Origin of the sequence: Thiomicrospira pelophila DSM 1534 (genome assembly GCF_000711195.1) — a bacterium.
GTDB lineage: Bacteria > Pseudomonadota > Gammaproteobacteria > Thiomicrospirales > Thiomicrospiraceae > Thiomicrospira > Thiomicrospira pelophila.
In genome coordinates, this window is the sequence record NZ_JOMR01000001.1 from 1,616,177 (window position 1) to 1,629,184 (window position 13,008).

13 protein-coding genes are annotated in these 13,008 nt (G+C 45.2%); 5 read left to right on the forward strand and 8 right to left on the reverse strand.

Annotation, left to right across the window (positions count from 1 at the left end):
• Window positions 1–27 precede the first annotated feature (27 nt).
• Genes panC through pcnB form a run of 4 tightly spaced genes read right to left on the reverse strand, consistent with a single transcriptional unit; the run spans window position 28 to window position 3,588 of the window.
• Window positions 28–885, reverse strand: coding sequence for a pantoate--beta-alanine ligase (panC, locus tag N746_RS0107755; protein WP_029935477.1), 858 nt, complete (start codon window positions 883–885; stop codon window positions 28–30).
• Window positions 882–1,679, reverse strand: coding sequence for a 3-methyl-2-oxobutanoate hydroxymethyltransferase (panB, locus tag N746_RS0107760; RefSeq protein WP_029935479.1), 798 nt, complete (start codon window positions 1,677–1,679; stop codon window positions 882–884). The genes panC and panB overlap by 4 nt, the downstream gene beginning before the upstream one ends.
• A gap of 18 nt (window positions 1,680–1,697) precedes the next feature.
• Window positions 1,698–2,204, reverse strand: a complete 507-nt coding sequence (gene folK, locus N746_RS0107765) for a 2-amino-4-hydroxy-6-hydroxymethyldihydropteridine diphosphokinase (RefSeq protein ID WP_029935481.1) — start codon at window positions 2,202–2,204, stop codon at window positions 1,698–1,700.
• A complete protein-coding gene (gene pcnB, locus N746_RS0107770; protein ID WP_029935484.1) occupies window positions 2,197–3,588 on the reverse strand; it encodes a polynucleotide adenylyltransferase PcnB in 1,392 nt (463 codons plus the stop codon). Before pcnB ends, folK begins: the two co-directional genes overlap by 8 nt.
• 137 nt (window positions 3,589–3,725) lie before the next feature.
• Between pcnB and N746_RS0107775 the strand changes: the two genes are divergently transcribed.
• Window positions 3,726–4,142: a SufE family protein gene (locus N746_RS0107775; RefSeq protein WP_029935486.1), complete on the forward strand. Its 417-nt coding sequence runs from the start codon at window positions 3,726–3,728 to the stop codon at window positions 4,140–4,142.
• 109 nt (window positions 4,143–4,251) lie between these two features.
• Here the strand turns inward: N746_RS0107775 and htpX are convergent, their stop codons facing one another.
• From htpX to gatC, 4 genes are all read right to left on the reverse strand, one after another.
• A complete protein-coding gene (htpX, locus tag N746_RS0107780) occupies window positions 4,252–5,151 on the reverse strand; it encodes a protease HtpX (protein WP_029935488.1) in 900 nt (299 codons plus the stop codon).
• A 120-nt stretch (window positions 5,152–5,271) separates the two neighbouring features.
• Window positions 5,272–6,696: an Asp-tRNA(Asn)/Glu-tRNA(Gln) amidotransferase subunit GatB gene (gene gatB, locus N746_RS0107785; protein WP_029935490.1), complete on the reverse strand. Its 1,425-nt coding sequence runs from the start codon at window positions 6,694–6,696 to the stop codon at window positions 5,272–5,274.
• The gene (gene gatA / locus N746_RS0107790; protein WP_029935491.1) at window positions 6,693–8,162 is read right to left on the reverse strand and encodes an Asp-tRNA(Asn)/Glu-tRNA(Gln) amidotransferase subunit GatA; all 1,470 of its coding nucleotides are present in this window, start codon (window positions 8,160–8,162) and stop codon (window positions 6,693–6,695) included. Before gatA ends, gatB begins: the two co-directional genes overlap by 4 nt.
• Window positions 8,163–8,170: 8 nt before the next feature.
• Complete coding sequence (gene gatC, locus N746_RS0107795; RefSeq protein WP_029935493.1) at window positions 8,171–8,458, reverse strand: Asp-tRNA(Asn)/Glu-tRNA(Gln) amidotransferase subunit GatC; 288 nt, start codon at window positions 8,456–8,458, stop codon at window positions 8,171–8,173.
• Between the two features lie 316 nt (window positions 8,459–8,774).
• Here gatC and N746_RS0107800 point away from each other — a divergent pair, with 316 nt between their 5' ends.
• The 4 genes from N746_RS0107800 (at window position 8,775) to mrdA (ending at window position 13,008) form a co-directional block, all read left to right on the forward strand.
• Entirely contained in the window at window positions 8,775–9,815 is a 1,041-nt protein-coding gene (locus N746_RS0107800; RefSeq protein WP_029935495.1) for a rod shape-determining protein, read from the forward strand.
• A gap of 109 nt (window positions 9,816–9,924) precedes the next feature.
• Window positions 9,925–10,683, forward strand: a complete 759-nt coding sequence (gene mreC / locus N746_RS0107805; RefSeq protein ID WP_038125926.1) for a rod shape-determining protein MreC — start codon at window positions 9,925–9,927, stop codon at window positions 10,681–10,683.
• A complete protein-coding gene (gene mreD / locus N746_RS0107810; RefSeq protein ID WP_029935499.1) occupies window positions 10,676–11,179 on the forward strand; it encodes a rod shape-determining protein MreD in 504 nt (167 codons plus the stop codon). The genes mreC and mreD overlap by 8 nt, the downstream gene beginning before the upstream one ends.
• A gap of 11 nt (window positions 11,180–11,190) precedes the next feature.
• Window positions 11,191–13,008 (forward strand): penicillin-binding protein 2, encoded by a 1,818-nt coding sequence (gene mrdA, locus N746_RS0107815; protein ID WP_029935500.1) that lies wholly within the window; start codon window positions 11,191–11,193, stop codon window positions 13,006–13,008.

Genomic DNA, 13,008 nt, shown 5'->3' on the forward strand with positions numbered 1-13,008 from the left:
AACCCTGACGTTTGTCTGAATTAACGATTAACTCAAATCAAGCTCTATATTATCCAACAAGCGCGTTGAACCCAGCCGCGCAACAGCTAGAATGGTCATCGTGTCTTGTCGCTGTGTAAGCTTTTGTAAACTGGCTGGATCAACTATCGCAATGTAATCCACCTGATCAAAACCATGACCAAGCAAATTCTGCATGGCGGCCTGCTCTAAGCTGGCAAAATCAATCTCGTCGATACTCGTCACGGCATGGGCAATTTGCTGTAATTCTAAGTATAACCTAGGCGCAATTTTGCGTTGATTTTCATTTAAAAATTGATTGCGTGAGCTCAACGCTAAGCCGTCTAGATCACGCTTTATCGGCGCCTTAATCAGCTCAATTGGCCAGTTTAAGTCCGCCACCATCTGATTTAAAACACACCACTGCTGATAATCTTTTTGTCCAAATATGGCGACATCCGGTTGCACCAAGTTAAACAACTTAGCGACGATGGTGGTCACACCATCAAAATGCCCCGGACGACTTGCCCCTTCCCAAACTCGACTGAGCTCTGGCGCGGCTAACACCTGTGTTTGAGTTTGACCTTGTCCATACATTTCCGTGACACTCGGTGCAAATAACGCATCACAACTAACCGAGCTTAACTTTGCCTTATCCGCTTCTAAAGTTCGAGGATAACGCTCATAGTCTTCGCCTTCGCCAAACTGCAAAGGATTCACAAACACGCTACTAACCACTTTATCGGCCTGTTGGGAAGCCAATTCAATCAAACTCAAATGCCCAGCATGTAAATTGCCCATAGTGGGTACAAACCCAACTCGCAAACCTGACTGTTTCCAAGACGTCACTTGTTGACGTAAAGCTTGAATGCTTGATAATTCAATCATGCTTTCATCTCATGAATCGCCGCCGGAAAACGTCGCTGACGCACCGCTTGTGCATAGCTCGCCATGGCTTCCTTAATGCTGCTTGAACCCTGTAAAAAGTTATGGCTAAAGCTTGGCGTATGACCTGGTGTTAATCCCAGAATATCGTAAACCACCAAAACCTGACCATCAGTATTAGCGCCTGCACCAATGCCAATCACCGGAATTTTTAAGGCTTGGCTAATGCGCTCGGCCAAAGTTGACGGCACGCACTCTAACACTAGCATATCGACCCCCGCTTCTTGCAAAGCTAAGGCTTCATCAAGCAAACGTTGTGCTTCTGATTCATCTCGACCTTGAACTCGGTAACCTTTCTTCAAAACCGACTGGGGTAGCAGGCCCAAATGGCCGCAAACCGGAACCCCCATTTGACTTAACGCCTTCACAAAGGCCAAAACCCGTGTGCCGCCCTCAAGCTTCACCATATCGGCACCGCCTTCTTTAATCAAACGCCCACTGGTTTGCAACACTTGCTCCAATGTGGCATCCGACATAAAGGGTAAGTCAGCAATGCACCAGGCCTGGTGCTGATTGCCACGCTGTACCATTTTGGTGTGATACACCATATCATCCACGCTGACAGATAATGTATTCTGGTGGCCTTGTACCACCATACCCAAAGAGTCACCCACTAACAGAACATCCACTTCCGCCTGAGCTGCCCAATGCGCAAAGGCAGCATCATAGGCCGTCAAGCACACAATAGGTTGTGACTGTTTTTTTAAGCTTTGAAAGTAAACCAAATTGCGTTTCATGTTTTACCTTTTACGTATCTAGTTGAGCTCAGTCGATGATGGTGACAAAATAAATGATTGATCTAACTGAGCCATTAATTCTTCAAGTCTTCCTAAGCCTGGCAAATGATCTTGAGGCCAAACTTGCGCCAGCGGAATCAGTACAAAGTCGCGTTGCGTCATGCAAGGATGCGGAATTACCAGCCCTGGTTGTTCGATCTGCTGGTCGGCATAAAGCAAAATATCCAAATCGATTAAACGCTCACCCCAATGACGCCGTTTAATCCGGCCTTGATTCTTCTCAATCGCCTGCAAGCAAACCAATAATGCCTCTGGCGTTAAACAGGTTTCACACACACACACCGCGTTAACAAAGTCCGGCTGATCTTGAGGCCCTTGAGGTTTAGAGCGCCATAAGTCTGACAAAGTAAGCTGCCGAATTGAATTCAACGCTTGCAGACTTTGTACGGCTGTATTAATTTGCTCAGCTGGATCTGCCAAATTGCTTCCCAACCCAATCGCGACTTGAAACCAAGGTTTATTCACTGGTATCCGAATCGCGCTTTCGACGATACATGTTACGCCCTGTCCGACGTCTTTTGGGAGCTCGTGCCGGTTTCTTTATCTCATTAGCGAACGCAATTTGTTCAATCGCGTCTTTTTCCTGGTATTCCGTCCACCAATTGAATAGCTCGGCCAACTCCAGTTCACCTGCGGCTAATCGAATACCAATAAAGTCATATGCCGCGCGAAAACGAGGGTGAGCACGCAACTGAGCGGCTCTAGCACCAAAACGCTTAGACAACCTGAACTGTAAACTCCAAATGTCACGAATTTGCGCCGTAAAGCGTTTAGGGATTGAAGTGCGTCGAATCTGCTGTTCCAATACATCGTTGGCCGCCGCAAACATCGCATCTTGCGGTGACATGTCCGAATCCAAGTGAATCTGACGACGCTGCATCATAGGTTCCCACAAAAATGCGGCAAACAAAAATGCCGGATTAACGGGCTTATCTTCCTGAATACGTTTATCGGTACTTTTTAGCGATTCAATCACCAGTTGACGCGGGAAATGCGCCACCTCGGTTCCCAACATAGCATCCGTTAATGGAAATAAATGCTTGAACAGATCATAATGACGCAGCTTTTCAAACACCTCGACGCCCACCCCACTATGAAAGAGTTTTAGCACCTCTTCAAACATACGCGCGTGCGACACATCTTCTAACAACGGCCCCAGTTCAAATAAAGGTTTCTCCGTTTTCGGCTCTATCGCAAATCCAAGTTTAGCGGCAAAACGTATGGCTCGAATCATACGAACGGGGTCTTCTCTATAGCGCGTCTTAGGGTCTCCAATTAAACGTAACTGCCCGGCTTTAATATCAGCCAGTCCACCCACATGATCCACAATTGAAAAGTCTTTAATATCGTAATACAACGCATTGACAGTAAAGTCGCGACGCCAAACATCTTCCTCTAAAGTGCCATAAACATTATCACGTAACACTCGACCCGCCGAATCGACTTGACGGTCTTTACCATGATCATCTCCTCCGCGAAAGGTGGCAACTTCGACAATTTGACGACCAAAACGTACATGCGCTAAACGAAACCGCCGGCCGATCAACTGACATTTATGTCTAAAAATGGACTTCACCTCTTCCGGTGAAGCATTGGTCACGACATCAAAATCCTTAGGTTCTAGACCCAATAATAAATCGCGCACCCCGCCACCGACTAAATAAGCATCATAGCCTGCACGCTTTAAGCCATACAGCACATCCAGTGCGGTTTTATCAATTGATTGTCTGGAAACTTTATGATCGTTACGAGAAATTCGATTATGGGACGGATGACCAGTAGCTTGACCTGACGAGACGGGGGCTTTACTCAAAAAGCGACGGATTTTTCGAAAAATTCTCTGCATCATTAGCATATTCAATTAGGGTTATAAAACGCCATTTTAGCAAGAGTTTGCTTCAATGTTTGGTTAAAAGTTGAGTTCGTTGTGCAAGCTTGACAATATCCGTTAAAATTAGCCTTAAGAATTCAAAAAAGGAAGCCAACGTGCCGAACAATATTGATGAAGTCCAAGCAGATCTGATTAAGCGTCTGAATTATTTTGAAAACTGGAAAGATCGCTATAAATACATTATCGACATGGGGAAACAGTTAGACACTATGCCTGAAGAATATAAAACCGAGGCCAACCGAATTCACGGCTGCCAATCGCAGGTTTGGATTCATATAGAAGAACGCGATGGCCGCCTCTACATGCAAGCCACTAGTGATGCGGCGATTGTCGCCGGTTTGATTGCCGTTTTGCTGCGTGTTTATTCTGGACGTACACCTAATGAAATCATCAATATGCCATTAGACTTTTTATCCCAAACTGGTTTATTGCAACATCTATCACCTAACCGTTCAACCGGCCTCTATCATATGATTAAACGTATCCAAGCTGAAGCTCAATCTCGCGTTTAAACAACCAATCCAGCTTCCGCATAAATAAAAAAAGCCCGCTTTAAATCATTAAAGCGGGCTTGATTAGAAAGCACCAGGCCTGGTGCTTTTATATTACCTAATTTCTCAATTAAGCAATTTTAAGCTCTTCTTGACGCGTCGCTTCTAAAGCCGCAATACGATCTTCTAAAGGCGGATGCGACATAAACAAAGCACCAAACTTGCTTGGACGATCTGAAATACCAAACGCCGCCAATTGATCTGGCAACTCGCCTGGCTGCATCGAACTTAGACGACGTAAAGCGGCGATCATGTTTTCTTTACCGGCTAAGTAAGCACCACCGTTGTCGGCATGAAACTCTCGACGGCGCGAGAACCACATGGTGATAATGCTCGCCAAAATACCGAAAATAATCTCGAAAATAAAGGACGCCACAAAATAACCAATCCCGTGGCCTTCTTCATTTTTAAGAATCACACGATCCACGAAATGACCGGCGACACGAGCAAAGAAAATAACAAAGGTGTTAACAACCCCTTGCAATAACGACATTGTAATCATGTCACCATTTGCAATATGCGCGACCTCATGAGCCAAAACGGCTTCCACCTCGTTACGTGCCATATGGCGTAATAAACCAGAGGAAACCGCAACCAGTGCTTTGTTTTTATTCATACCGGTTGCAAACGCATTTGGATCGGGTGCGTTATACACTGCGACTTCTGGGCGACCAATTCCGGCTTTATCAGCAAAACGATGAACCGTCTCAACCAACCATTTTTCATCCGCCGTAGTTGGGTTCTCAATGACCTGAGCCCCCGTCATTTTTTTGGCCATAAACTTTGACAAAGCCAAGGACACGAATGAACCAGCAAAACCAAACACCGCAGCAAATATTAATAGATTACCTAAGTCTAAATCGACACCGTTTGCTTGTAGTGTTGACCCCACTCCGAACAAACTTAGAACAATCGAAGCCACCGCTATGACCGCGATGTTCGTTAATAAAAATAAACCGATACGTTTCATGGATTGTTTTCCTCCTGTTAAAAACGCAATTGATAACTCAAAGTCGAAACCTTGCTCTAATATAAAGGTTTTTTATGGGCTTTCAAGACCCAATACACCGACTGTAGAATTTTTTCTTTTTTAACTCAGTTTTGCTTTTAACAACTCGTTGACCTGAGCCGGGTTAGCCTGGCCTTTGGATAATTTCATCACCTGCCCCACAAAAAAGCCAAACAACTTCTCCTGACCATTTTTATAGGCTTCTACTTGGCCAGCATTAGCCGCTAGTACGTCATCCACAATCTTTTCAATCGCACTCGTATCTGTAATTTGTTTTAGACCGTGTTTTTCAATGATCTCATCCGCCGAGCCTTCCCCCTGCCACATTGCATCAAACACCTGCTTTGCAATTTTGCCTGAGATGGTGTTGTCCATAATGCGTTTCACTAATCCGCTTAAAGCTTCCGCTTTAACCGGTGAATCTACAATGGACAAGCTTTCCCGGTTCAACGCTTTTGACAAATCACCTGTCATCCAGTTTGCGCATAATTTGGCATCCGCACCCTGTTTGACCATAGCCTCGTAATAAGCCGCCGTCGCTTGTGATGCCGTCAACTGATTCGCATCATAATCCGATAAACCATATTGCTCAACAAAGCGCGCGCGCATTTGCGCTGGCAATTCGGGTAAAGTTTGACGCACCGCATCGATATCTTCTTGCGTAATAATCACCGGCAACAAATCTGGGTCAGGAAAATAGCGGTAATCATTCGCTTCTTCTTTCGCACGCATGCTGCGTGTTTCATCACGATCAGCATCATATAAACGCGTTTCTTGCACAATCTTGCCGCCACTTTCCAGAATATCAATATGACGATCTAGCTCGTATGCAATCGCTTTTTCAATAAAACGGAAGGAGTTAATATTCTTAAGCTCGGTACGCGTACCAAAGGGTTCACCCGGTTTGCGAATTGAAATATTCACATCCACTCGGAATGAACCTTCTTGCATATTGCCATCGCAAATACCAATAAATTGAACCAACTCATGAATCGCTTTAGCGTAAGCAATCGCTTCATCAGCCGAGCGCATATCCGGCTCCGAAACGATTTCTAATAGCGGCGTACCAGATCGGTTCAGGTCGATACCGGTCATGCCATGAAAATCTTCATGCAAGGATTTACCGGCATCCTCTTCTAAATGGGCACGCGTAATGCCAATGTGTTTGGTTTCGCCATTTACGTCAATATCAATCGCACCGGTGGATACTACCGGCAATTCAAATTGTGATATTTGATAACCTTTAGGTGAATCAGGGTAAAAGTAATTTTTACGTGCAAACACCGATTTTTTGGGCAATTCAGCCCCCACCGCCAAACCAAATGCAATCGCCATTTCAACCGCTTTTTTATTTAAAACCGGCAACACTCCTGGCAAAGCCAAGTCAACCGCGCAAGCTTGAGTATTAGGCTCCGCCCCGTATGCGGTTGAGGCTCCTGAAAAAATCTTTGATTTTGTCGCCAGCTGCGCATGGATTTCTAGACCAATTACTGTTTCCCAACTCATGCTTGTCTCCCGCCTTCAATCCACTCTGGTGTTTGTTTATGCCAATCGGTCACTTGCTGATATTGGTGCGCGACATTTAAAATTTTAGCTTCACTAAAATACGGCCCCACTAAGTGCAGACCAACTGGTCGTTGATTCACAAATCCAGCCGGAACTGACATCGCAGGCAATCCGGCCAAGTTGACCGGTATAGTAAATAAATCAGCCAAATACATGCTAACTGGGTCATCGGTTTTTTCGCCCAGATTAAACGCAGGGGTTGGCGCGACTGGCCCTAAAATCACATCACAAGATTCAAACGCCTTAGTAAAATCATCTCTTACTAAACGACGTACTTTTTGGGCCTTTAAGTAATACGCATCGTAGTAACCTGCTGACAAAGCATAAGCGCCTACCATAATACGTCGTTTGACTTCTGCGCCAAAGCCTTCAGCGCGTGAACGTGTATATAAGTCGTTTAGATCTTTCGGATCCTCACAACGATAGCCATAACGTACACCATCAAAACGCGACAAATTAGAGGAAGCCTCAGCGGGGGCTAACACATAATAAGCCGACACGGCTAAATGTTGATTTGGCAAATGCACTTCAACCAACTCAGCGCCTTGTTTTTCCAGCTCAGCCATTGCATGCTTAATCACAGTCGCAACTTCTGGATCCAGACCTTCACCAAAGTATTCAGCCGGTACACCAATACGCAGACCTTTAATGGAGTCGTTTAAACTCGATGTATAGTCAACTTTATCCATTGTCAGGCTGGTTGAGTCGCGCTCATCAAACCCAACCATAGCATTCAATAACCAAGCATTGTCTTCCGCGCTACGGGCCATCGGGCCACCTTGGTCAAAACTAGAGGCATAGGAAATCATGCCAAAACGAGAAATCGCACCATAAGTCGGCTTGATACCACTAATGCCGCAAAACGAAGCCGGTTGACGAATTGAGCCACCCGTATCGGTGCCACTGGCAAAAGGCACCAGGCCTGCTGCCACAGCCGCCGCCGACCCACCAGATGAGCCGCCAGGAACTGCTTGTAAGTTCCACGGATTTTTGGTCGCGCCATAATAACTGGACTCAGTAGAAGAACCCATCGCAAACTCATCCATGTTGGTTTTACCTAAAATTGGCATATCCAGGGCTTTTAGTTGACTCACCACATGTGCATCATAAGGTGCAACAAAATTGTCCAACATTTTGGAGCCACAACTGGTTTTTATACCATCGGTACAAAAGATGTCTTTATGCGCCATCGGAATACCCGTTAATGGGTGCGCGTTGCCCTTGGCCAACTTAGCATCTGCCACTTCGGCCATCTGCAATGCTAGTTCAGGCGTGACAGTAACAAAACTGTTAATTTCAGAATCCAATGTTTCGATTCGATTTAAAAAATAACGTGTCAGTTCTACACTGCTCACTTTTTTGCTTTGCAAAAGTGCGCTTAATTCTTTTATTGATAAGTTATGCATGCTGTTAATCACTCAATTACCTGGGGAACAAGATAAAGTCCCGCTTCTGTAGAGGGGGCGTTGGCTTGATATTTTTCGCGCTGATTGCTCTCTGTCACCAAGTCTTCACGTAATCGTTGGGTTTGATCTAATGGATGAGCCATGGGCTCAACTCCAGATGTGTCAGCTTTTTCCAACTGCGCAAACACATCTAAAATATTTGATAGCTTGTTTCCAACTAACTCAAACTCAGCTGGTTCGACTGCAATTGCCGCCAATTGGGCAATTTTCTTAATTTCAGAGACTTGCAAAGACACCGTCTACTCCTCACATTCATGCGTACTATTTGACAGGTTTGTGTCGCGATAGGGGATTAAATTATTTACTTTAAAAAAACAAATAATCAGTTCGTGTTGACTCAATCGCAAAAGCATTATAAGTTACCACAGATGCACGATTCGCACAAAATTTGCCATTGATAGAAACTCCATCACTCGCAAAAAACGGACACTTTGCACAAAAATTCAAAAAAATAGGCTTTTTTGTCGTACTTGACATGCAAATTATAAAAAATCCGTTTTTATTTGGTATAAAATACCAGCACTAATTTTGAACCTTTTTTAGGATAAACCCATGTTTCGAAAAATTCTCGGCCTTTTCTCTAATGATCTATCTATTGACCTTGGTACAGCCAACACTTTAATTTATGCACGCGGCCAAGGCATCCTTTTAAATGAACCTTCTGTGGTGGCAATTCGTGATAATGGTCGCGGAAACCGCAGTATTGTGGCCGTCGGGAATGAAGCGAAACAAATGCTCGGACGTACACCAGGCAACATTCAAGCGATTCGCCCACTTAAAGATGGGGTGATTGCCGACTTCCACGTAACTGAAAAAATGTTACAAGCGTTTATTCGTAAAGTTCATGAAGCCAAATTCTTCCAACCCAGCCCGCGCGTATTAGTTTGTGTGCCCTGCGGCTCTACCCAAGTTGAACGCCGCGCAATCCGCGAGTCTGCAGCGGGCGCAGGTGCCCGTCAGGTTTTCTTAATTGAAGAACCGATGGCCGCTGCGATTGGGGCCGGTATGCCCGTTAGCGAGGCTAGTGGTTCGATGGTCGTTGATATCGGTGGCGGTACAACCGAAGTCGCTACACTGTCATTAAACGGTATTGTTTATTCCGACTCGGTAAAAGTTGGGGGAGACCGTTTTGACGATGCGATTATCAAGTTTGTACGTCGTAACTACGGCATGCTAATTGGTGAAGCTAGTGCCGAAAAAATTAAACATGAAATTGGCACAGCCTATTACGAACCAGAACCAAAAACCATTGAAGTACGTGGTCGCAACTTGGCAGAAGGTGTTCCAAGAAGCTTTGTATTAAACAGCAATGAAATTCTAGAAGCTTTGCAAGAACCTTTATCTGCCATCGTTGGTGCCGTACGCAGTGCACTGGAGCGTACACCACCAGAATTAGGTGCTGACGTCGCCGAACACGGCATCGTCTTGACCGGTGGTGGCTCTCTACTTCGCAACTTAAGCACACGTTTAAGCGAAGAAACAGGCGTTCCAGTGATTGTTGCAGATGACCCATTAACTTGCGTGGCCCGTGGTGGTGGACGTGCGCTAGAGTTGATGGATGAAAAAGGTATGGACGTATTCTCGCACGACTAATCTCGTGCCCAGAAACTAAGCTAGGAGCCCTCCCATTAGCCTTAACGCCACACCACCCCAGCAAGACGGACTCCACTTTGTTACGGTGTTCATCTTAAGTATTTTCTTAATGGCCTCTGACTACTATGGTCAATACATGGGGTCATTCCGTAATGTCATCACTACCACACTTGAACCCCTAGAAAGAGTGGCCGATCTACCGGTACAGGCTCACCATTGGTATATGCAAGGTGTAACTGACCTGGCCTTACTCGAAAACGAACTCCTGCAAGTTAAAACAGAAAACCTGATGCTCAAAGCTCGTTTGCAGCGTCTGGATAGCTTAGAACTTGAGCTTGATCGCCTTCAACGCCTACTCGGAACTACCGGCCGCATGAGCACCCAATCTTTGCGGGTCGCAAGTGTGCTTTATTATAGTTCCAGCCCGGTATCTCAGTACCTAACCATCAATAAAGGCAGCATGGATGGCGTAAAAACCAATCAATCCATAATTGATGCTTATGGAGTACTCGGGCAAGTAACCAGCCTTACCCCCACTACTAGTCGAGTTTTATTGATTACGGACCCAGATCATCAACTACCAGTACGCGTACAAAGAACGGGCCAACGAGGGATCTTAACAGGCTTAGGTCATGACAAACTCAACCTTGATTTTGTACCGCTTTCGAGTCGTGTCGAGGTAGGTGACATTTTAGTTACGTCAGGGTTAGGTGGCGTGTTCCCTTCAGGCTATCCAGCCGCCGAGGTAACCCAAGTCATTCAAAGCCCTGGTATGAGCTATTTAACAATTAAAGCTAAGCCCTTAAGTGATATTAACAGCAGTTATGAAGTGCTGGTGTTATCCAATTCGCGAGACGAGAATGAGTGATAAATATCAAGAAATCGAATTACACCAAGTCCGCTGGTTAGTGATCAGCAGCTATCTGGTAGGAATTATTTTTAATATCTTCGCGCTAAGAGAGACCCTTCTTATCATTTTGCCACCGTTAGGTTTGATGCTGGTCTTGTTTTGGAGTGTACAGCTTTTACGTAACACCCATTTAATTACAGCATTTCTGATAGGCCTGTTATACGATGGTCTATATCAAACGTTACTAGGCAGTCACTCAATTCTCTTTGTTTTATTAACCTTTTTCATGTTACGAATGCGGTTAAGATTCCGCAGTTATCGTTTGTGGCAACAAGGCGTAGTAATTGGCTTCTATATGGGCGCTTATCAGTTACTACACCACTTTTTCTTTTCACCGACACTCACGGAACAAACCGCATTACTCTACTGGTTAATGCCGTTTTTCAGTGCTGTTATTTGGCCAGGCCTGGTGGTTTTAATGCGTGGACTATCTAATCGCATCTCGACTATTTAAATACGGACAACATGAATAACCTTACGTTCGACGAAACTCAATCCCGCATTCGACAGAAAGCCATGTTTACAAATCGCTTACTGTTTGCTGGGTTAATAGTATTTGCGGTATTTTGTCTATTCATGGCTCGAATGGCTTACCTACAATGGTTTAACCACGAAGAATATTTAGGCTTGTCAGAGGGTAACCGAATCTCGGTCGAACCCCTCGCACCTGAGCGCGGCAAAATATACGATAGAAATGGTGTTATCTTGGTCGACAACCAGCCAGTTTATTCCTTATCGTTTATGCGCGAATCAATTTATGATATTGATTACACCATCAACGCGATTCAAGAACTGTTACCGTCCATTCGCCCAGAAACACTTGCGCAATTTAAGACCCGCTTAAAACGAACACCTCGCCACCGAGCTATTATCTTACCCTATACACTAGATGAATCTGAAGCAGCGCGCTTTGCTGTTAACAGTTATCGCTTTTCTGGAATTGCGTTAAATGCTCGCCTTAAGCGGGTTTATACTCAAAATAAGTCAGCCGTGCATTTGCTGGGGTACGTCGGGAGAATCAGCCAACAAGACAACCTAAGCATTGATCGCAGTCGCTACCGTGGTACAGATATCGTTGGAAAAACGGGGATTGAGCATTTTTATGAAGACAAGCTACAAGGTTATCCTGGCTTGCAGCGTATCGAAACCAACGCACAAGGCCGAACGATCAGAAGCCTGGAAACCATTCCCCCTACCTCCGGCGAAAACTTGACCTTAACCATAGATATTAGACTGCAAAAATATCTAGAAAACTTATTCGAGGGTCGACGTGGAGCGGCCGTGGCAATTGATCCCGAAAACGGTGAAATTTTGGCCTTTGTCAGCAGCCCCATGTATAACCCCAATTTGTTTGTAGATGGCATTAGCCATACTAATTACAATTCTCTATTACATGACCGCAATAAGCCATTGATTAATCGAGCATCACGTGGGCAATACCCTCCAGGCTCAACTACCAAACCATTTATTGGCCTAGGCGCTTTAGAGCAAGGCTTCACTACCATGAGTGAGTCGATATTCGATCCTGGTTATTTTGAATACCAAAACCGCCGTTACCGCAACTGGCGACGAGACGGTCATGGCTGGGCGGATTTGAAACGTTCGATTGTCGAGTCGGTAGACACTTACTATTACAAATTAAGCCTGGATATGGGCATCGACTCTATTCATGACATACTGGCGCCTTTTGGATTTGGCTCACAAACTGGAGTTGATATTCCCGGCGAAGCAAACGGGATCTTGCCATCCCAAGCCTGGAAAATGGCTACCTACGGTAAGGCTTGGTTCCGAGGTGAAACTATTATTTCTTCGATAGGGCAAGGCTTTAATTTGGCCACTCCATTACAGCTGGCAAAAGCCGCATCTATTCTAGCGAACCGAGGACGCATTATTAATCCTCATGCCCTAAAAGGCCAATCACATGAATCGCCCGAACAGATCCCAATTAAAAACCGTGAGCATTGGGAGTACATAATTGATGCCATGACAGATGCCGTTCATACGCCTCGAGGTACCGCTTGGAGTTCTGGTCGTCACATCACAGGCTATAAAATTGCCGGCAAAACCGGTACGGCTCAAGTATTCAGCTTAAACGATGGCGAGTACAACGAAGAAGAGCTCGATAAACGTTTACACGATCACTCATTATTTATTGGCTTTGGCCCTGTCACTCGTCCAAAAATCGCAATCAGCGTCATTGTTGAGAACGCCGGTGGAGGAAGCCGTGTGGCCGCACCGCTTGCACTTCAAGCCATGAACCATTATATAAAAGAGTTACAGTAA